The 19365-nt window shown below is 66.1% G+C and carries 17 protein-coding genes; 6 read left to right on the top strand and 11 right to left on the bottom strand.

All coding sequences use genetic code 11. The features are described from left to right. Nucleotides 1-18 precede the first annotated feature (18 nt). A complete protein-coding gene (locus tag SOM28_RS16875) occupies nucleotides 19-300 on the top strand; it encodes a PAAR domain-containing protein (protein ID WP_123067859.1) in 282 nt (93 codons plus the stop codon). 255 nt (nucleotides 301-555) lie between these two features. On the opposite strand, the gene SOM28_RS16870 is transcribed toward SOM28_RS16875, so the two are convergent. Then, nucleotides 556-1458 carry a LysR family transcriptional regulator gene (locus SOM28_RS16870; RefSeq protein WP_312518510.1) on the bottom strand — a complete coding sequence of 301 codons (903 nt, stop codon included), beginning with the start codon at nucleotides 1456-1458 and terminating at the stop codon, nucleotides 556-558. A 112-nt stretch (nucleotides 1459-1570) separates the two neighbouring features. On the opposite strand from SOM28_RS16870, the gene SOM28_RS16865 reads away from it, so the two are divergent. Both SOM28_RS16865 and SOM28_RS16860 read left to right on the top strand, forming a co-directional pair. Next, complete coding sequence (locus SOM28_RS16865) at nucleotides 1571-2623, top strand: alpha/beta hydrolase (protein ID WP_123068063.1); 1053 nt, start codon at nucleotides 1571-1573, stop codon at nucleotides 2621-2623. A gap of 207 nt (nucleotides 2624-2830) precedes the next feature. Then, nucleotides 2831-3961: an NADH-dependent flavin oxidoreductase gene (locus SOM28_RS16860; RefSeq protein ID WP_267876044.1), complete on the top strand. Its 1131-nt coding sequence runs from the start codon at nucleotides 2831-2833 to the stop codon at nucleotides 3959-3961. A 114-nt stretch (nucleotides 3962-4075) separates the two neighbouring features. Here SOM28_RS16860 and SOM28_RS16855 read toward each other — a convergent pair whose 3' ends face one another. After that, nucleotides 4076-4888 carry a TOBE domain-containing protein gene (locus SOM28_RS16855; RefSeq protein WP_320468792.1) on the bottom strand — a complete coding sequence of 271 codons (813 nt, stop codon included), beginning with the start codon at nucleotides 4886-4888 and terminating at the stop codon, nucleotides 4076-4078. Between the two features lie 100 nt (nucleotides 4889-4988). Here SOM28_RS16855 and modA point away from each other — a divergent pair, with 100 nt between their 5' ends. Genes modA through modC form a run of 3 tightly spaced genes read left to right on the top strand, consistent with a single transcriptional unit; the run spans nucleotide 4989 to nucleotide 7490 of the window. Continuing rightward, nucleotides 4989-5732, top strand: a complete 744-nt coding sequence (modA, locus tag SOM28_RS16850) for a molybdate ABC transporter substrate-binding protein (protein ID WP_320468791.1) — start codon at nucleotides 4989-4991, stop codon at nucleotides 5730-5732. A 1-nt stretch (nucleotide 5733) separates the two neighbouring features. After that, nucleotides 5734-6417 carry a molybdate ABC transporter permease subunit gene (modB, locus tag SOM28_RS16845; protein WP_123067852.1) on the top strand — a complete coding sequence of 228 codons (684 nt, stop codon included), beginning with the start codon at nucleotides 5734-5736 and terminating at the stop codon, nucleotides 6415-6417. After that, nucleotides 6414-7490, top strand: coding sequence for a molybdenum ABC transporter ATP-binding protein (gene modC / locus SOM28_RS16840; RefSeq protein WP_320468790.1), 1077 nt, complete (start codon nucleotides 6414-6416; stop codon nucleotides 7488-7490). The genes modB and modC overlap by 4 nt, the downstream gene beginning before the upstream one ends. Nucleotides 7491-7608: 118 nt before the next feature. Here modC and SOM28_RS16835 read toward each other — a convergent pair whose 3' ends face one another. The 9 genes from SOM28_RS16835 to SOM28_RS16795 all read right to left on the bottom strand — a co-directional run bounded on the left by SOM28_RS16835 (nucleotide 7609) and on the right by SOM28_RS16795 (nucleotide 19349). Next, entirely contained in the window at nucleotides 7609-9513 is a 1905-nt protein-coding gene (locus SOM28_RS16835; RefSeq protein ID WP_320468789.1) for an ATP-binding response regulator, read from the bottom strand. Then, on the bottom strand, nucleotides 9510-10883 hold the full coding sequence (locus SOM28_RS16830) for a sensor histidine kinase (protein WP_320468788.1): 1374 nt from the start codon (nucleotides 10881-10883) through the stop codon (nucleotides 9510-9512). The genes SOM28_RS16835 and SOM28_RS16830 overlap by 4 nt, the downstream gene beginning before the upstream one ends. Further along, entirely contained in the window at nucleotides 10880-11908 is a 1029-nt protein-coding gene (locus SOM28_RS16825) for an ATP-binding SpoIIE family protein phosphatase (RefSeq protein ID WP_320468787.1), read from the bottom strand. The genes SOM28_RS16830 and SOM28_RS16825 overlap by 4 nt, the downstream gene beginning before the upstream one ends. After that, complete coding sequence (locus SOM28_RS16820) at nucleotides 11896-12363, bottom strand: anti-sigma regulatory factor (RefSeq protein WP_320468786.1); 468 nt, start codon at nucleotides 12361-12363, stop codon at nucleotides 11896-11898. The genes SOM28_RS16825 and SOM28_RS16820 overlap by 13 nt, the downstream gene beginning before the upstream one ends. After that, nucleotides 12363-12719, bottom strand: a complete 357-nt coding sequence (locus SOM28_RS16815; protein ID WP_027867697.1) for an STAS domain-containing protein — start codon at nucleotides 12717-12719, stop codon at nucleotides 12363-12365. Before SOM28_RS16815 ends, SOM28_RS16820 begins: the two co-directional genes overlap by 1 nt. 10 nt (nucleotides 12720-12729) lie before the next feature. Continuing rightward, nucleotides 12730-13593, bottom strand: a complete 864-nt coding sequence (locus tag SOM28_RS16810) for an STAS domain-containing protein (RefSeq protein WP_320468785.1) — start codon at nucleotides 13591-13593, stop codon at nucleotides 12730-12732. A 125-nt stretch (nucleotides 13594-13718) separates the two neighbouring features. After that, nucleotides 13719-16904: an efflux RND transporter permease subunit gene (locus SOM28_RS16805; RefSeq protein WP_320468873.1), complete on the bottom strand. Its 3186-nt coding sequence runs from the start codon at nucleotides 16902-16904 to the stop codon at nucleotides 13719-13721. A 22-nt stretch (nucleotides 16905-16926) separates the two neighbouring features. Further along, nucleotides 16927-18117, bottom strand: a complete 1191-nt coding sequence (locus SOM28_RS16800) for an efflux RND transporter periplasmic adaptor subunit (RefSeq protein ID WP_320468784.1) — start codon at nucleotides 18115-18117, stop codon at nucleotides 16927-16929. Then, complete coding sequence (locus tag SOM28_RS16795; protein ID WP_320468783.1) at nucleotides 18114-19349, bottom strand: TolC family protein; 1236 nt, start codon at nucleotides 19347-19349, stop codon at nucleotides 18114-18116. Before SOM28_RS16795 ends, SOM28_RS16800 begins: the two co-directional genes overlap by 4 nt. Between the last annotated feature and the right edge of the window lie 16 nt (nucleotides 19350-19365).

Raw genomic sequence — 19365 nt, 5'->3', positions numbered from 1 at the left:
GCATACGAGGAGTGGACAATGGCAACGCGCTACTACATCACGCTCGGCGCATCCACGACGGCTGGCGGCACCGTCACCTCCGCCAGCTCGCTGCTGGCGCTCGATGGCGTGAAGGTCGCGCTCGAAGGCGACCAGGTGTCCTGCCCCGTCTGCGGAACAACGGGCATCATCGGCCTCGACGGCCCGCGCCTGTCGGCGCGCCACGACGGCAGGCAATATGCGCTCGACGGCGACCTGTGCCTGTGCCGCTGCGATCCGCCGCCCCGCCTCCTGGCGGCGCAACAACTGTGCGGCCAGTAGCCGGCCAGGGAGCGCCCGACGAAGCCGTTCGGCATAGCGCAGGCAGACGAGTGAGCAAGACAGTGGAACGATTGCCTGATGGACCGGAAGGTGCGAGCATGGCGGCGACGTCGACGCTAGCGCTGGCCACCGCGGCCGTTGAGATCAGGATAGCAGCTTGTCACGAGCGAAAAGTCACACGCTTTCACGAAGGGCCGGATCCGACCCAAAGCAGACATTGCCGCGACCATCTGAGCGTTCAGAGGGTGTTAATGCTCATTTCTGCGTGGCGTTATGCCTAAGGGCTTCCACAAACAATGCAAATGCGGGCGCCTGCTGCCTGCGGCTAGGGTAGTAAAGATGATAGCCGGGAAACAATGGGCACCAGTCTTCTAGCACCCTTACCAAGCTGCCTTCCTTAATGCAGATTTGGACTTCGTCCTCTGGAAGGTATGCCAAGCCAAATCCAGCCAATGCTGCGTCTTTCAACATGCTGATGCTGTTAAAGGCGACGGCGCCATCCACGCGTACCTTTAATTCGCGCTCCTCTTTGATGAAATGCCAGACGTAATGGCCCCGTGATGCCGACAGGCTCAGGTTAATGCATTGATGCGCAATGAGTTCTTGCGGTGTTTTCGGTATCGGATGGTTCTTGAAGTAAGCAGGTGATCCAACGATGGCTGCGCGGAAGTCCGGCGCGATGCGCACGGCAATCATGTCCTTGTCGACATGCTCGCCCATGCGAACGCCGGCGTCGTAACGTTCGGCCACGATGTCGACCAGGCCGTAATCTGAGGTAATGACAGCTTTCACTTCAGGGTACTGCGCTAAGAAATTTTTCAGTACCGGCCAGAGGACAGTTTTCGTCGCGTGCTCGACCGAGGTGATGCGAATGGTGCCCGTCGGCTTCCCACCCAGCTCGCTGAGCGCGGCTAGGCTGGCATCAAGTTGATCGAGCGCAGGGGCAAGCGTGTCGATCAACCGTTCACCAGCCTCGGTCGGCGCGACACTGCGTGTCGTGCGGGTCAGCAGACGCATGCCGAGGCGCTCTTCCAGCCGTCTCACGATCTGGCTCAATGCCGACTGCGACAGCCCGAGCTTGGCAGCTGCACGCGTGAAACTGCGCGCCTCGGCTACCGCCAGAAACACCGTCAAATCGGCCATTTCTTCCCGACGCATTCATTACTCCACGTTATAGGCTCACACACATTATAGGGGCTAATCTAGCAAGCGAGTCGCGGCTATAGTGGATGTCACTGATCAACTCTACTGCGATGCCGAAGGAAAATCGATGAAACATGAATCCACGAACATGTACAAACCAGATGCAACTCGCCGCTCGGTTCTGGCCGGTAGCGCAGTTGCCACTGCATCCGCCATGCTGTCGATTGGTGCCTTCGCTGCCACTCCCCCGACGACGACTGAAACGGCTAGTGGAATCCGGACACAGGACGTCCAGTTCCAGAACAATGACATTACGATGGCCGGTATCCTGTTCTTTCCGGAAAAATTCAAGGAGGGCGTCAAATACCCATCAATCGTTGTGGTGCATCCAGGAGGCGGCGTGAAGGAACAGACTGCCAGCGTGTATGCGAAGGCATTGGCGCAACAGGGCTTCGTCACGTTCGCGTTCGATGCGTCGCACCAAGGCGCCAGTGGCGGCATGCCACGCTTCCTGGACGACCCAATGCGCCGCGTGGGTGACATCTATAGCGCTGTTGACTACATGACGACCCTCGCGTACGTGGATGACACGCGCATCGGCGCACTTGGTATTTGCGCCGGCAGTGGGGCGAGCGTCAAGGCCGCGTCGACCGATCGTCGTATCAAGGCTATCGGTACTGTCAGTGCTGTGGACGTCGGCGCGGCATTTCGTCAGGGCTGGGATGGAAAGGGAAAGATCGCTGACCAGCTCAAGACCCTGGACGCTGCAGCCCAACAACGCACCGCTGAAGCGGGCGGCGCCGCTCCGGTGTATATCCCTTATGTGCCTGCCGTGGGCGATCGTTCGGCCCCGTACGATCTCCAGCAAGCAGCCGACTATTACCTGACTCCACGCGGCCAGCACAAGAACGCACCCAACAAGATGTTGCTTACCAGTGCCAACTACATGATTTCTTTTACCGGCTTCGACCGCGTCGAAACACTGACCCAGCCGATCATGATTGTCGCCGGCACTAAAGCCGGCTCGCTGTGGCACAGCAAGGCATTGTTTGCGAAGGCTCCGGGGAAGAAAGACCTGGCATTGATCCCGGGTGCCACGCACATGGACTTGTACGACGGACCGGGAGTCGGCCTGGCGATGGCCAAACTGACCCCATTTTTTACCCGCACCCTCGCTTAACGTCGCAGGTAGCGCTGGCCTGGCTAATAGCGCAGAGCCCGTACATCGTGTTCTTTCTAGGCACGCGCACCGAGGCTGACCTGCCGGAAACCTTGGTGCTCAGCGCTTGCACTTGACCGCAGCTAATGACGTGAAGATCGACTACACGATCTGATTCGCTGGGCGCCGCGCATAAATTGCGCCTCATCTATATCAAGGTACAACTTTTTGAAACACCCAAAACTATTCGCGCCAATGGCGCTCATGCCGGATCTCGTCCTGCGCAACCGGATTGTGATGGCGCCGATGACTACCTGGGCCAGCAACGACGACGGTACCATTTCCGACGAAGAAGATACGTACTATCGCTGCAGGGCAAAGGATGTCGGTCTCGTCATCACTGGCTGCACTCACGTGCAGTCAAATGGCGTGGGATTCACCGGTGAGTTTGCCGCCTATGACGACACCTTCATTCCAAGCTTGCGTAAGTTGGCCACGGCGGCCAAAAGCGGAGGTGCTCCGGCCATCCTGCAGATTTTCCATGCAGGAGTGAAAACGCTGCCAGAGCTGGTGGGCGATGTTATCGCTGCCAGCGCAGTGCCGGGCCATGCAGGACCGTTCGCGGGCGCCATCGTCCCACGGGCACTGGAAGACAACGAAGTCATGGAAGTCATCGATGCTTTCGCCGCAGCCACTCGCCGGGCCATCGTCGCCGGTTTCGATGGCATCGAGCTGCACGGCGCCCACGGTTTCCTTCTACAGAATTTCTTCTCTCCGCATTTCAACGTCCGCACGGACAAATGGGGCGGTTCGCTGGAAAACCGCATGCGCTTTCCCCTTGCGGTGGTTGCGGCAGTCAAGGCAGAGATTGCCGAACACGCCCATAAGCCATTCGCGCTGGGCTATCGCATCACGGTCGAGGAAGAGTTCGAAGGCGGCCTGCAGCTGGCTGATTCGCTCCAGCTGGTAACCAGTCTGGTCGACGCCGGTATTAACTACCTGCATGTATCGCTAGGTAGCGCGTTAGATCAGAAACCGGCCAAAAGCCGCCCCGATGCGACGATTGTCAGCATACTGCACGACCACATCGACGGGCGCATTCCGCTAGTGGCAGCAGGCCAAATCAAGACGCCTCGGCAGGCTCAAAACGCGTTGAATCAGGGCCTATCGCTGGTAGCCGTGGGTCAAGGCCTCGTGATCAACCCAGACTGGGTCGCTGATGCGCTCACCGGTCGCGACAGCGACATCCCCCTGGCCATTTCTGCCGCTGACGTGGCATCGGCACGCATTCCTCACAAGCTGTGGGCTGTCATTGAAGCCACGCCTGGATGGTTCAATGTCGTTGCCTCGCCAGCCTAGGCTTTGGATTGCGACACTAGGAAGGACCGCTTTTGGCCGAAACCAGACCGTCAGCACGATTAAGTCTTCGATATTTTCAGTAAAACAGCAAGTTACAGATTTTGTTCAGCGCAGTTACTCCGGCACACCCAGGATCACGCTCGAGGCCTTGAACAGCGCGGTCGCCGCCACGCCCTCGGCCAGTTCGAGCGCATCAGCGCTGTCATTGGTGATCGTGGCCGCCACGCTGCCGCCGCCCGCCAGTTCGATCACCACTTCGGAATTGACCGCACCGCGCATCAGCCGCGTGACCTGGCCCTGGAGCTGATTGCGCGCCGACAGCCGCGCGCCTTCGCCGGCCGTCATCACGATCACCGACGACGACTTGATCAGCGCAAAGGCCTGCCGTCCTGGCGCCAAGCCGAGGTTCTCGGCGCTTTCGCGCGTGACGATGGCGACGATCGTCTGCCCGCCCGCGATCCCGAGCTCGACCTCGTCATTGACGGCGCCGCGCGCCACCCGGGCCACCGTGCCGAAGAACTGGTTGCGTGCGCTCGTCCTCATCTTGAACCTCGTAAACAGTGCCAGGTCGTCGGCCACGGCGCCGGCCTGGCGGTTGAGTCGTTCGAGAAAATCATTGTGCACCTGTTCGATCGTCCTGAAATTGTCCACCAGCTGCTGGCCGCGCGCCGTGAGCCGCGTGCCGCCGCCGCCCTTGCCGCCAGTGACGCGCTCCACCAGCGCCTCGCCCGCGAGATTGTTCATCGTGTCGATCGCATCCCAGGCCGCCTTGTAGCTCAGGCCCACCGCCTTGGCCGCGCCCGTGATGGAGCCGAGCTGCCCGATCGCGGCCAGCAGTTCGACCCGGTTGCCGCCGCCGAGGTTCTCGCCGCCGACCGTCATCCAGACCTTGCCCTCGAGGGCGATTTCCTTGTCTTCCGTACTCATCTGTTGCCGTCCGAAGTTTCGCTATATACTTTAATACATAGCGCTTGCTCATCAATACGGCAGGCTACCACGATGTCCCATCCCTATCCGGAGAAAACACATGAAACGCCTTGCCAGCCTGCTCGCCGTACTGACCATCGCGGGGACGGCGCATGCCGGCGAGGTCCAGGTCGCGGTCGCCGCCAACTTCGCAGGCCCGATGGAAAAGCTGGCCGCCGAGTTCCAGCGCGACACCGGCCACAAGGCCATCGTCGCCAGCGGCGCCACCGGCAAGTTCTACGCCCAGATCCGCAACGGCGCGCCGTTCGAGGTGCTGCTGGCGGCCGACGACGAAACCCCGGCCAAGCTGGAAACCGAAGGCAAGGTCGTGGCCGGCAGCCGCTTTACCTATGCCACCGGCCGCCTGGTGCTGTGGTCGGCGAAGGATGGCGTCGTCGATGCCAACGGCAACGTCCTCAAGACCGGCAGCTACAAGCACCTGGCGATCGCCAACCCGAAGACCGCGCCGTATGGCGCCGCCGCCGTCGCCACCCTGCAAAAGCTCGGCCTGTACGACACCGTGCAGCCGCGCATCGTCCAGGGCGAGAACATCGCCCAGGCATGGCAGTTCGCCAGCACCGGCAACGCCGAACTGGGCTTCGTGGCCCAGGCCCAGGTCTGGCGCGACGGCAAGTTCACCTCGGGCTCGGGCTGGATCGTCCCGGCCAATATGCATGAGCCGATCCGCCAGGACGCCGCGCTGCTGGCCAAGGGCGCGAAGAATCCTGCTGCCCAGGCGCTGCTGCAATACCTGCGTACCGACAAGGCGAAAGCGCTGATCCGTACCTTCGGCTACGAAGTCTGAGGTGCTCGATTCGTCCGACTTCGCCGCGATCTGGCTGACCCTCAGGCTGGCCACGGTCGTCACCCTGCTCTTGCTGGTATTCGGCACGCCGCTGGCCTGGTGGCTGGCGCGCACGCACTCCAGGCTGCGGCACGCGGTCGGGGCGGTGGTGGCCCTGCCGCTGGTGCTGCCGCCGACCGTGATCGGCTTCTACCTGCTGCTGGCGATGGGCCCCAACGGCCCTCTCGGCCAGCTGACCACGGCGCTGGGCCTGGGCACGCTGTCGTTCACCTTCACGGGTCTCGTGATCGGTTCGGTCTTCTATTCGCTGCCCTTCGTGGTGCAGCCACTGCAGAACGCCTTCGAGGCGGTCGGCACGCGGCCGCTGGAAGTGGCGGCCACCCTGCGCGCCAGTCCCTGGGACACCTTCTGGTCGGTGGTGGTACCGCTGGCGCGGCCCGGCTTCGTTACCGGCGCCATCCTCGGCTTCGCCCACACCATCGGCGAGTTCGGCGTGGTGCTCATGATCGGCGGGAACATCCCCGACAAGACACGCGTGGTCTCGACCCAGATCTACGACCACGTGGAAGCGATGGAGTACGCGCAAGCCCACTGGCTGGCCGGCGGCATGCTGGTGTTCTCGTTCGTGGTGCTGCTGGTGCTGTACACGCTGTATCCACAATCGGTCAGGGGGACACGCCGATGAGCGGCATACGCATCAAGGTAAGACTCGATCGGGGCGCATTCGCCCTCGACGCCGACCTCGACCTGCCCGACCACGGCGTGAGCGCCCTGTTCGGCCATTCCGGCTCGGGCAAGACCACGCTGCTGCGCATCCTGGCCGGCCTGGAACGCGCGCCCGGCGCCGTCATCGCCGTGGGCGACGAAACCTGGCAGGACGATGCGCGCGGCGTGTACGTGCCGACCCATCGGCGCGGCATCGGCTACGTGTTCCAGGAGGCGAGCCTGTTCGACCATCTCGACGTGCGCGCCAACCTGGAGTTCGGCCTCAAGCGCCTGCCGCCGGGCGCGCGCCGCTTCGAAATCGGGCCAGTCACCGAGTTGCTCGGCATCGCTCATCTGCTGGACAAGCGCCCGGCGACGCTGTCCGGCGGCGAACGCCAGCGCGCCGCGATCGCGCGCACCCTGCTCGCCTCGCCGCGCCTGCTGCTGATGGACGAACCGCTGGCGGCGCTCGACATGAAGCGCAAGCAGGAAATCCTGCCCTATCTCGAACGCCTGCACGACGAGCTGGCGCTGCCGGTGGTCTACGTCAGCCACTCGGCCGACGAAGTGGCGCGCCTGGCCGACTACCTGGTGGTGCTGGAACAGGGCCGCGTGCTGGCCAGCGGTCCGCTGGCCGACACCCTGGCGCGGCTCGACCTGGCCGCGAACTTCGAGGACGATGCCGGCGTGATGATCGAGACCGTGTTCACCGGGCGCGATGACGACGGCCTGTCGCACCTGGCCTTCCCCGGCGGCGTGCTGCTGGTCGGCCGGCGTGACGCCGCCATTGGCAGCCGGGTGCGCTGCCGCATCCATGCGCGCGACGTCAGCCTGGCGCTCGAGCGCCCGCGCGGCAGCAGCATCACCAACATCCTGCCGGCCGTCGTCGATGCTGTGGGTCCGGCGGCGGCGCCGGGCCAGGTGCTGGTGCGTTTGAAGATCGGCGAGACCACGCTGCTGGCGCGCATCACCGAGCGCTCGCGGCGCGAGCTGGGGGTGGAACCTGGGTGTGCGCTGTGGGCGCAGGTGAAGGCGGTGGCGCTGCTAGCGTAATCGTCGTACCCGCGAAGGCGGGTACCCAAGTTAGCCTGCGTAGTCGATACGTCGCGCGCAGCGTAATTGCGAGCGCACTTGGGTTCCCGCCTCCGCGGGAACGACGTTGCGGGTGATGTCAGCCCCGCAGCGCCGCTTCCAGATCGGACAACTCGGCCGGCTTGACCAGGTGCGCATCGAAACCCGCCTCCTGCGCGCGGCGCCGGTCTTCGGGTGAGCCGTAGCCGGTGTGCGCCACCAGGCGGATGTGCGCCAGGTCCGGGTTGCCCTTGATGCGGCGCGCGACCTGGTAGCCGTCCACGCCCGGCAGGCCGATGTCGAGCACGATCACCTGCGGCTTGTGGCGCAGCGCCAGCGCCTCGAGCTCGCTGGCGTCGGCCGTGGTGACCGGCTGGTAGCCCATCTCGGCCAGCAGGAAGCCCATCATCTCCATCGCGTCGACGTTGTCGTCCACCAGCAGCACGCGCATGCCGCCGGCGTCGCTGCTGTCCGCAGCTTCCTGCGGCGCGGCCGCGGGCGCGCCGGACGCGGCGTGCAGTAGCGGCAGTTCGATCGTGAAGGTGCTGCCCTGGCCGATGCCGGGGCTGGCCGCTTCGAGCCGGCCGCCATGCAGCTCGGCCAGGTGCGACACCAGCGACAGGCCGATGCCCAGCCCTTCCGGCGCGCGGTCCGGCGGCACCGCGGCCTGGGCGAACATGCCGAAGATGCGCGGCAGGTTGTCGGCGTCGATGCCGATCCCGTTGTCGCGCACCGAGATGCGCACCCGTTGGTCCTCTCCCTCGCCGCTCACTTCCACGCCCAGGATGATCACGCCGCGGGCCGGCGTGAACTTGGCCGCGTTGTGCAGCAGGTTGCCGACCGACTGGGCCAGGCGCACCGGGTCGCCCGTCACCCACAGGTCTTCGTCCGGCTGACGCACGTCCAGGTCGTGTCCGCGGCTGGCGATCAGCGGGGCAGCGGTCTCGATCGCCTGCGCAATCACGCTCCTCAGGTTCACTTCTTCGTTGCGCAGCACGATCTTGCCTTCCGAAATGCGCGCCACGTCGAGCAGGTCATCCACCAGATGGGCCAGATGGTCGACCTGGCGTGTGATCACGTCGCGCGCGCGCGCCTGGCGCTCGGCCGCGCCCTCGCCGCTGGCGCCGAGCAGGGCTGCCGCGTTGCGAATCGGGCTCAGGGGATTGCGCAGCTCGTGCGCCAGCGTGGCCAGGAACTGGTTCTTGTTGCTGTCGGCGGTGCGCAGCAGCGCCTCCATCTCCTTGCGCGCCGTGATGTCGCTGCTCATGCGCGCCACCCGGTACACCTCGCCGCGCGAGTTACGCACCGGGAACAGGCGGTCGCGCACCCAGCGCAGCTGGCCGTCGGCGCCATGGATGCGGAATTCGTCGTCGTAGTGAGGCTCTTGCGCCAGGCGCTCCCAGCGCGCCGTCATGCGCGCGCGGTCGTCGGCGTGCACGGCCTCGAGCCAGCCGCCGGGATCGTCACGCAGCGACTCGGCGCTGAGACCCCAGATCGGGGCGTAGGCCGGGCTGACATAGACCAGCGCGCGTGCCGGCACCGAGAACATCCAGAACACGTCGTCGATATTGTCGGTCAGTTGGCGAAAGCGCTCTTCGCTGTCGCGCAGGTCGACCTGGATACGGCGCATGCGCAGCAGCGCGTTGACGTTGGCGATCAGCTCATCGGCCTCGATCGGCGCCGCCAGATAGTTGTCGGCGCCGCCCTCCAGGCCACGGATCTTGTCGGCGCGGCCGGTCAGCGCGGCCGAGGTCTGCAGCACCAGCACGCTGCTGCTGTCCGATTCGGCCTTGATGCGGCGGCACACCTCGATGCCGTTGATGTCGGGGAGCTTGACGTCGAGCAGCACCAGCGCCGGCGACAGACGCTTGACCATGTCGAGCGCATCGGTGCCGTTGGCGGCCTCGATGACGTCGAAACCGGCGCTTTGCAGGATGCGGGTCTTGGCGTAGCGGGCCCCATCGTTGTCGTCAACGTTGAGAATCTGGGTCGGATGACTATTCATGATGCGGTTCCATCAGGATCCATGGGCGGTTTCGGCGTAGTGTTGGGCAAGGTGCGCGGCAAGGTCAGTGTAAACGTCGAGCCGACGCCCGGCGTGCTCGATACGTCGACCCGTCCCCCGAGCAGGTCGGCCAGCTTGCGGCACAGCGGCAGGCCGAGGCCCGTGCCCTTGCTGCGGCGCTGGAGCGGATGCTCGATCTGGCTGAACTCCTCGAAGATCAGCTGCAGATTGTCCTGGCTGATGCCGATGCCGGTGTCGGCCACCGCGAAGGCGATGGTGTCGGCTTCCGGATCGTGAGCCGCGAATACCAGCACCGAGCCATGCTCGGTGAATTTCAATGCGTTAGAGATGAAGTTGCGCAGGATCTGCGAGATTTTTCCTTCATCGGAATAGAACGGCTCCTCGATGCCGGACGGCTCGAAGATCAGCTCCACGCGTGCTTCGTCCACCAGCGGACGCAGCATCCCCTTGAGGGCGCGGAACAGGTTCTCGACCACCACCGGCTCGACGTGAGTCTCGACCCGCCCGGCCTCGATCTTGGCCAGGTCGAGCAGGTCGTTGACCAGCTCCGACAGGTCGGCCGCCGCGGTGGAGATGAACTTCACCTGGCGTTCCTGCTCGTCGGTCAGGTCGCCATCCATGCGGTCCAGCAGCAGCTGGGCCAGCGCGCGGATCGACGACAGCGGTGTGCGCAATTCATGGCTGGTATTGGACAGGAAGCGCGACTTCATTTCGTCGGCGCGGCGCAGGCGCTCGGCCTTGTCCTCGATCTCGGCGTACAAGGCCACGATACCGCGATTGGTGTCTTCCAGTTCGCGCGTCAGCGACATCAGGTCGTCCTGGCGCTCGCGCAATTCGGCCAGGGTCGACAACAATTCCTGGTTCTGCAGCTGCAGCTCGTGCACCGGGTTCGATACCGGGGTGTCGGCCAGGCGCGCGCCGATTTCGGCCAGCCTGGCGCCCGTCACATGTTCGTGACGCGGCAGCATCTTGCGTACCGTGACGGTCGACGCGCCGGCCTCGCCGGGATCGACCTCGCAGGCATCCATCAGGCGGTGTGCGGTGACGATCGCCAGTTCGCGCAGCGATTCGACCTCGTCGGTCGCGGCCGGGCTGCCACTACCCGCGCCGCCGCTGAGCAGCACCTCCAGGTACTGGCGACCATCCTTCTCGCCCAGCTGGAACAGCGCCCTGCCGCCGCGGCCCTGGAGACTGGCGCCGCGCGCGACTTCCGAGACGGCGGTGCCGATGCGCACCTGGTCCTGCTGCGAAAAGCCCAGCAGCGCCGAGATCTGGCGCGCGCGCTGGCGCACCAGCACCACGTCCTGGTCGCTGTCCAGGCCGACGTTCAGGATGCGCTGGGCAGTCATCCCGCCCCCGCCAGGCGCCGCACCACGAGCACCATCGCATCGTCGCGGCCGCGGATGTAGTCGCGCATCAGCACCGCCGCGATCAGGGCCGGACTCCGTCCCTGCAGACCCGGGTACTTGTCCAGGTCCCAGCGGGTCTCGATGCCGTCCGAATGCAGGACGCACAGCGCGCCGGGACCGAACGGCACGGCGAACTCCTGTATCTTGCGCATATTGTGGCCGACGATGCCGTTGTGCGACACCAGTGCGCGGCGCGTCTGGTCGAACGCGACCGCACCGATATTGCCGACACCGGCGAAGCGCAGCTCGTCGGCATCGAAATCGATGCGCGCGGCGGCCAGCGCCGCGCCGCGCGTGGGCCGCAAGGCCTCGTGCGCCAGGTGCATCATCTCGCTCGCCCCGACCGGTCCGCGCCGCTCGAGGGCGCCGATGGCGGCGTTGGCGGCGCGCGCCGCGTCCGGACCGTGTCCCAGTCCATCGGCGGCGAGCAGCGTCGCGCCGGAAGCCTCGCAGGCGACCGCCCAGCCGTCGCCGCAAGCCTCCTCGCCCCGGATCGGCGTCCACAGCGCGCCCACCTCGACCCCGCAAGGAGTCGGGCCGGGCACGTCGCGCCACAGGCGCATGAAGAAAACGGAGCCCTCGCCGGGCGTGGAATACACATCGAATTCGTCGGACAGGCGGTGCAGGGCCCCCAGGCCGGTGCCGGCGGTGCCGGCGGTCGAGACGCCGTCGACCAGGCTGCTGGCGAGGTCGGCGATGCCCGGACCTTTATCGAGCGCCAGCACGTCGACGCCGATGCCGCTAGGGGACTGCGCGGGACCGACGTGGATTTCGCCCTCGCCTGCGTGCTTGAGGATATTGGTGGCCGCTTCGGTAATGATCAGGGCCAGCTGGCCGGCGCGGGTTTCGTTGAAACCCAGCGAATCGGCCACCTTCTGTCCGGCGCGGCGCACCGCGGCGACGTCGCTGGCGTGGGAAACGGCGAAGACATACTGCGGGGACTGCGAACTGATCAGCGTTTCCATTTGACGATCAGCACCGCGGTGCCCTCCTTCGGACGGCTGTCGATGTCGAATTCGTCGACCAGGCGCTTGGAGCCGCCCAGGCCCAGGCCCAGGCCACCTCCGGTAGTAAAACCATCCCGCAAGGCACTGTCGATGTCGGGAATGCCTTGCCCGGCATCGACGAACAGCAGGCCGATGCCCTTGCGCAGGCCGTCGTCGAGCGCATCGAAATGCACTTCGCCGCCGCCGCCGTACTTGATCGTGTTGCGCGCCAGTTCGCTGGCGGCCGTCACCAGCTTGGTCTGGTCGACCAGCGACAGCGCGATTGCCACCGCGCGCTCGCGCACCTGCTTGCGCAGGCCCACCACGTCGACGTCCGAACGCAACGGCAGGGTCACGCGCGCCGTGCGCTGCTGGCGGTGATGGTCGAGCAGATGCGTCTCGAACTGGACCGCATCGGTATGCGCGCCGACCATTATTTATAGCTCTTTCCGAGCAGGGCCATGCCCTTCTCGACGTTCAGCGCGGTTTTCACGCCGTGCAGGGTCAGGCCCAGCTCGACCAGCGTGATCGCCACCGCCGGCTGCATGCCCACCACCACGGTGCGCGCGTCCAGCACGCGCGCCATGGCGGCGGTATTGCTGATCATGCGGCCGATGAAGGAGTCGACCAGGTCGAGCGCCGAAATGTCGATCAGGACGCCCTTGGCGCCGTCGCTCACGATGCGCTCGGTCAGGTCGTCCTGCAGCTGCATGGCGAGCCGGTCGTGCATGTCGACCTGGATCGTCACCAGGAGCAGGTCGCCCATGCGCAGGATCGGGATGCGTTCCATGGCGCGGACCTCAGGCTTGCTTGATGGTGATTGCGGCGCCGGTGCGCTCGAGCGCCACCAGGAAGGCGTCGGCCAGGGTGGCCTTGGTGATCACGTCTTCCAGGTTCACGCCCAGGTGCACGATGGTCTGCGCGATCTGCGGACGGATGCCGCTGATGATGCAGTCGGCGCCCATCAGGCGCGCGGCGGCGATGGTCTTCATCAGGTGCTGCGCCACCAGGGTGTCGACGGTCGGCACGCCGGTGATGTCGATGATGGCGATGATGGCGCCGGTGTCGACGATCTTCTGCAGGATGTTTTCCATCACCACCTGGGTGCGGGCCGAATCCAGGGTGCCGATCAGCGGCAGCGCCAGGATGCCGTTCCACAGCTTGACCACGGGCGTGGACAGCTCGAGCAGCTCCTGCTGCTGGCGTACGATGATCTGGTCCTTGGTCTTCTGGAACACCTCGATGGTGTACAGGCCCAGCTTGTCGAGCAGGTTGGTGGTGATCCACGTCGCCGCGGCCAGTCCCGCCGGATCGTCCGCGAACGCCTCCTGCAGGCGGCTGAACAGCGGCTGCTTGACCGAGAATACGAAGGTGGCGGTCTCGCTCGGAGTCGAGCCCGACTTGGCGCGGGTCGACGAGATCTCGGCCAGCAGGTCGCGCACCTCATCCCACGAGCGGTGTTGGATGTTCTCGAGTTCGCCGCTGCGGGTGGCGGCGGCGAACGCTTTCAGGAACTGGTTGCAGTGCGAGCGCAGCTGCTCGCGCGCGGCGGCGTTGCTGCGCACGCTCAGCGCTTCGAGCTGGGCGAGCCATTCGGCGCCGATGGCGGCCTCCTGGTCCAGGATTGTCTGGCTGATGCGATCCGCGTAATCCTTCATGCTCATCTGTCTGATCCCTTGTAATGGTGATTGGCGCTGCGCCGGGGCCGGCTGGCCGCCGGCACGGGCGAATTCTGTTAAACATCCAACTATACCATTTTCAAATAGAGCAATATGTGGCGCACGGTTGTCTATGGGATATTTTTGCTGTCCCCGCGAAAAAACCCACGCACGAATGGCGAAACGACCCGTATAGGCCGTTCCCGATGCGTCCATTCATACAAAACCGGCAACAAAAGCAGGGTCAGGACGGTCGACGACAGCACCCCGCCAATGACCACCGTGGCCAGTGGCCGCTGGACCTCGGCCCCGGTGCCGACCGCCAGCGCCATCGGCACGAAGCCGAGCGAAGCGACCAGCGCCGTCATCAGCACCGGCCGCAGGCGCGCCAGCGCCCCCTGGCGCACCGCCTCCGGCACCGACATCCCATCCTCGCGCAGCCCCCGGATGAAGGAAATCAGCACCAGGCCGTTGAGCACCGCCACCCCGGACAGGGCGATGAACCCCACCGCAGCCGAAATCGACAGCGGAATGCCGCGCGCCCACAGGGCCGCCACGCCGCCGGCCAGTGCGAACGGGATCCCGGTAAACACCAGCAGGCCGTCGCGCACATTGTTGAACACCAGGTAGAGCAGGACGAAGACCAGCAGCAGCGAGGCCGGCACGATCAGCTGCAGGCGCTCGGCCGCCTTCGCGAGGTGCTCGAACTGGCCGCCCCAGGCGATCCAGTAGCCGGGCGCGATGCGCACCTCCTGCGCGATGCGCTCCTGGGCCACGGCGACGAAGGAACCGATGTCGCGCCCGCGCACATTGGCGCTGACCACCACCCGGCGCTTGCCCTGCTCGCGACTGAGCTGGTTGGGGCCCGGCGCCACCTCGAAGGTGGCAATCTCGCCCAGGGCGATGAAGCTGCGGGTTCCCTCCGCACTGCCCGGAAGCGCCACCGGCAGCCGGCGCAGCGCGTCGATGTCGCCGCGCACGGATTCCGGCAGGCGCACCACGATGTCGAAGCGGCGGTCGCCCTCGAACAGGGTGCCGGCGGCGCGGCCGGCGGTGGCGGTCGCGATCATTTCCTGCACGTCGCCGATGTTCAGGCCCATGCGTGCGGCGCGCTCGCGGTCCACGCGAATCTGCAGCATCGGCAGCCCGCTGGTCTGCTCCACCTGCACTTCGCTGGCGCCCGGAACCCGGCGCAAGGTGGCGGCAATCTCGCCCGCGGTGGCCTCCAGCACGCCCAGGTCGTCACCGAACAGCTTGACGGCGACGTCGCTGCGCACGCCCGAGATCAATTCGTTCACGCGCAGTTGGATCGGCTGGCTGAACTCATAATTATTGCCGGGCAGGCCCTCGAGCGTCGTGCGGATCGCGCTTTCCACTTCAGCGCGCGAACGCCTCGGCTTGGGCCACTCCTTCTCGGGCTTGAAGATGATGTAGCTGTCGGCCACATTGGGCGGCATCGGATCGGACGCGATCTCGGCGGTGCCGATGCGGGCGAACACGCGCGCGATCTCGGGGAATTCGCTCATCAGGGTGGTCTCGATCTGCTGCTGCATTTTCACTGACTGGGTCAGGCTCGTGCCGGGCACGCGCATCGTCAGCACCGCCATATCGCCCTCGTCGAGGTTGGGCGCGAACTCGGTACCCAGGCGCGTAGCCATCAGGGCGGCAAGCGCGATCACCACGGCCGCGAACACCAGCATCACGGCGCGGTTGGCCAGCGCATAGTCGAGCGCCGGCGCATACCAGCGGCGCGCGGCGCCCATCACGCGGCTTTCATTTTCTTCGACAGAGCGGCCGATGAACAGCGCCACGGCGGCCGGCACGAAGGTCACCGACAGGATCATCGCGCCCAGCAGCGCGAACACGACGGTGAAGGCCATCGGGTGGAACATCTTGCCCTCGATGCCGGTCAGGGCGAAGATCGGCAGGTAGACGATCATGATGATCAGCTGGCCGTAGATCAGCGGCCGGCGCGCCTCGCGCGCCGCCTCGAACACCTCGGCAAAGCGCTCCTCGCGCGTGAGGACCCGTCCCAGCCGGTGCTGGGCCGCGGCCAGGCGCCGCACGCAGTTCTCGACGATCACCACGGCGCCGTCGACGATGATGCCGAAGTCCAGCGCCCCCAGGCTGAGCAGGTTGGCGCTGACCTTGTTGCCGACCATGCCGCTGAAGGTGAACAGCATCGCCAGCGGGATCACCATGGCGGTGAGCAGCGCAGCGCGCAGGTTCCCCAGGAAGAAGAACAGCACCGCCACCACCAGGATCGCGCCCTCCACCAGGTTCTTGCGCACCGTGGCGATGGCCCGTTCGACCAGCACCGTCCGGTCGTACACCGTGACGGCCTTGACGCCCTTCGGCAGGCTGCGGTTGATCTCGAGCATGCGCGCGTCGACCGCCTTCGACACCGCGCGGCTGTTCTCGCCGATCAGCATCACCACGGTGCCGAGCACCACTTCGACCCCGTTCTCGGTGGCGGCGCCGGTGCGCAGCTCCTGGCCGATCGTCACCTCGGCCACGTCGCGCACCCGCACCGGGATGCCGCGAATGCTGGTAACGACGATATTGCCGATGTCGTCGATCGACGCGGCCTGGCCCGGCGCGCGCACCAGGTATTGCTCGCCTTCGCGCTCGATGTAGCCGGCGCCGACGTTGCTGTTGTTGCGCTCCAGCGCATTCACGATGTCGGCCAGTTCCAGCCCATAGGACGACAAAGTGGCCGTGTTCGGCGCCACCAGGTATTCCTTGTCGAAGCCGCCGATCGAGTTGATCTCGGTGACGCCCGGCACGGTACGCAGCTGCGGCTTGATGATCCAGTCCTGGATCTCGCGCAGGTCGGTCGGCGTGTACGGCGTGCCGTCCGGCTTCTTCGCGCCCGGCTCGGTCTCCACGGTCCACTGGTAGATCTCGGACAGGCCGGTCGCGATCGGGCCGAGGGTCGGGATCACGCCGGCAGGCAGGCCTTCGCGCGCGTCCTGCAGGCGCTGGCTGACCAGTTGGCGCGCGAACTGGATGTCGGTGCCCTCCTCGAACACCACCGTCACCTGCGACAGGCCGTAACGCGACAGGGAACGGAACTGTTCAAGATGCGGGAGGCCCGACAGCACCGCCTCGACCGGATAGGTGATGCGCTGCTCGGTCTCGAGCGGAGAATATCCCGGCGCCGCGGTATTGATCTGCACCTGGACATTGGTCACGTCCGGCACCGCGTCGATCGGCAGGCGGCCATAGTTGTAGACGCCGATGCCGGCCATCGCCAGCACGGCCAGCATCACCAGCCAGCGGCGCGCGATCGCGGTGGCGATCAGGCGGTCGAACAGGGTTGTAGATTGGTTCGGCTGCTCAGTGTTCATGACTGCCCTCCCCCTTGCCCTGCTCCGCCTTGACCGCGAAACTACCGGCCGCCGCATAGGCGTCGCCCGCGTTCAAGCCGGAGGTGACCTCGATGAAGCGTCCATCCGAGCGGCCGGTGGCCACCGGCTGCGCGACAAAACCTTCCTTGACCCGCTTGTAGACGACCTGCCGCCCGTCCGCCGTCTGGATCGCCTGGCGCGCCACCGCCACCGGCACGTCGCTCGAGCCGGTGACAATGTCGATGTTCACCGCCAGCCCCGGACGCCAGGCCGCGCCCGGATTGTCGAGCACCACCCGCGCCTTGGCCGAGCGCGATTCCTCGCCTACCAGCGAACTCACATACGACACCTTGCCCGGCGCCGTCGTGTTCGATGCGATCGAGCGGATCACGGCATCGGTGCCGACCCGGACGATGTCCAGGTCGCGTGCCGGCACCACCACGTCGGCCCATACGGTCGACAGGTCGGTAAGCGTGAACACGCGGGTATCGGCGCCCACGACTTCACCCATCGTGATGTGTTTTTCGACGATGACGCCATCGAACGGCGCCCGGATTTTCAGGAGATTGGACGAACCGGCGTCGCGTGCGCCGAGCGCCTGCAACTGCTGGCGCGCGCTCTGCACGGCGATCTCCGCTTCGTGCAATTCCTGTTCGGCGCGCAGCAAGTCCTGGCGCGCCGATATCTTCTCTTCCCACAGCATTTTTTCGGACGCATGGATCTTGCGCGCATACGCGAGCCGGCGCTCGGCCGTCGTCAGCGCGCCGCGCTGGGCCGCCACGTCGGCGCTGGCGACGCTGGCCAGCACCTGATCCTTGCGCACCTTCTCGCCGAGGGTGGCATTGACTTCGCTGACCGCCCCGGCGGCGCGCGGCGTCACGTGGGCGGTGCGATCTTCATTGAGCGCGATCTGGCCGGGCATGCGGATGAAGGTGTCCAGGTGGACCGGGCCGGCCTTGGCGATCGTGATGCCGGCCACGCCGACCTGCTGCTCGGTGAAGCGGATCACGCCGTCGTCCGCGTGACCTTCTTCGCCGTGTTCGTCCGTGTGTTCCTGCTTCTCTTGATGGTCGTGTTCATCCGCACCGCCTGGGGCGCGGTCGCGCAACAGCACGATGGCGGCGAGGAAGATGGCGATCGCCAGCATGATGGCGATGACCTTGCTTTGCTGCTTGTTCATGGATTCTCCTGGACGGCTGCATGTCCCAGCAGCCGTGCGATATCGGCCGCCGCGCGATGACTCTCCGCGACGGCGTTCAGGTATTGGTTCTTCGATTGGGCCAGCACGCGCTGGGCGTCGAGCACGTCGATCAGTCCGAATTTGCCCAGCTCGAAGCCGCGGTTGGCAGCGCGCTGGGCATCTTCGGCGCCGGGCAGCACCTCGTCGGCAATCAGCGCGCATTCGGCCAGCGCTGCCGTCAGCCGCGCATGCGCCTGGGCCAGTTCGGCGCGCAGGCGCGCTCCTGCCGCATCTGCCTCACTGCGCGCCTTGTCGACCCGGCGCAGCGCATCGAGCACGGCGCCGTCGTTGCGGTTGAATAGCGGCAGCGGCACCGACAAACCTAGCACCGCGCGGTTGCGGGTGTCCGGCCCTTCGCGCTGGGCGCCGACGATCACGTTGACGTCGGGCGTGCGCCGCGCGCGCTCGAGCCGCGCCAGCGCCTCGCGGTGGCCCACCTCGGTGCGCGCATGGCGCATCGCGGGCGCCTGGTCGAGCTGCGCCAGCAGCTTGTCCAGCGGCGGCGCCAGGGGCAGCGCGGCGGCTTGCGGCGCGACGATGGTGAGCTGGCGCGCATCGCCGGCCCACAGGGCGGCCAGGCGGATGCGCGCGCCTTCCAGGTCGCGCCCCGCCTGCAGCGCCTCGATCCGGGCGCTGCCCTGGGCCACGCGGGCGCGGGTCTCTTCCACCGGCGACAAGGTCCCGGCCTCGACCCGTTTGCCGGCTGCGCCCAGCGCGCGGCCGGCGAGCGCGACGAGTTCCTGGGCCATGCGCTCGCGTTCCTGCGCCGCGACGACGTCGTGGAAGGCGGCGGCGGTATCGGCGCGGACCTTGTCCCGTTCCGTCTCCAGTGCGATCGTCGCCAGTTGCCTTTCCTGACGTGCCGCATCGACCCGCGCGCTGCGCTTGCCACCCAGTTCGATGGGAATGTTCAGGGTGGCGGTCGTGGTGCGGTTGCCACTACCCTCGCCTTCGCGCAGCAGCTCGAGCTCGGGATTGGGCAGCGTCCCGGCCTGGGTCAGCGCGCCCTCTTGCGCCGCCACTTCGCTGCCGGCCGCGCGCAGGGTCGGGTTGGCGCGCAGGGCCAGGTCGATGGCCGCTTCCAGGGTCAATGGTGATGACCATGCCGCTGCGGGCACGCACGCGCAGACGAGCGCGAACGCCGCCAGCAGCGGTGTCAAACGATGTTTCATGATGATGCTCCGAACG

Source organism: Massilia sp. CFBP9026, from assembly GCF_034045165.1.
Taxonomy (GTDB): domain Bacteria; phylum Pseudomonadota; class Gammaproteobacteria; order Burkholderiales; family Burkholderiaceae_D; genus Telluria; species Telluria arenae.
Note: the sequence above shows the minus strand (reverse complement) of the source record. Positions and strands in the feature narration are given on the sequence as shown.

Coding starts and splice junctions, on each gene's coding strand:
- SOM28_RS16830 (WP_320468788.1), bottom strand. CDS start 10,883: ATGACTGCCCAGCGCATCCTGAACGTCGGCCTGGACAGCGACCAGGAC.
- SOM28_RS16870 (WP_312518510.1), bottom strand. CDS start 1,458: ATGCGTCGGGAAGAAATGGCCGATTTGACGGTGTTTCTGGCGGTAGCC.
- modA (WP_320468791.1), top strand. CDS start 4,989: ATGAAACGCCTTGCCAGCCTGCTCGCCGTACTGACCATCGCGGGGACG.
- SOM28_RS16855 (WP_320468792.1), bottom strand. CDS start 4,888: ATGAGTACGGAAGACAAGGAAATCGCCCTCGAGGGCAAGGTCTGGATG.
- SOM28_RS16800 (WP_320468784.1), bottom strand. CDS start 18,117: ATGAACAAGCAGCAAAGCAAGGTCATCGCCATCATGCTGGCGATCGCC.
- SOM28_RS16815 (WP_027867697.1), bottom strand. CDS start 12,719: ATGGAACGCATCCCGATCCTGCGCATGGGCGACCTGCTCCTGGTGACG.
- modC (WP_320468790.1), top strand. CDS start 6,414: ATGAGCGGCATACGCATCAAGGTAAGACTCGATCGGGGCGCATTCGCC.
- SOM28_RS16810 (WP_320468785.1), bottom strand. CDS start 13,593: ATGAGCATGAAGGATTACGCGGATCGCATCAGCCAGACAATCCTGGAC.
- SOM28_RS16820 (WP_320468786.1), bottom strand. CDS start 12,363: ATGGTCGGCGCGCATACCGATGCGGTCCAGTTCGAGACGCATCTGCTC.
- SOM28_RS16865 (WP_123068063.1), top strand. CDS start 1,571: ATGAAACATGAATCCACGAACATGTACAAACCAGATGCAACTCGCCGC.
- SOM28_RS16835 (WP_320468789.1), bottom strand. CDS start 9,513: ATGAATAGTCATCCGACCCAGATTCTCAACGTTGACGACAACGATGGG.
- SOM28_RS16795 (WP_320468783.1), bottom strand. CDS start 19,349: ATGAAACATCGTTTGACACCGCTGCTGGCGGCGTTCGCGCTCGTCTGC.
- SOM28_RS16825 (WP_320468787.1), bottom strand. CDS start 11,908: ATGGAAACGCTGATCAGTTCGCAGTCCCCGCAGTATGTCTTCGCCGTT.
- SOM28_RS16875 (WP_123067859.1), top strand. CDS start 19: ATGGCAACGCGCTACTACATCACGCTCGGCGCATCCACGACGGCTGGC.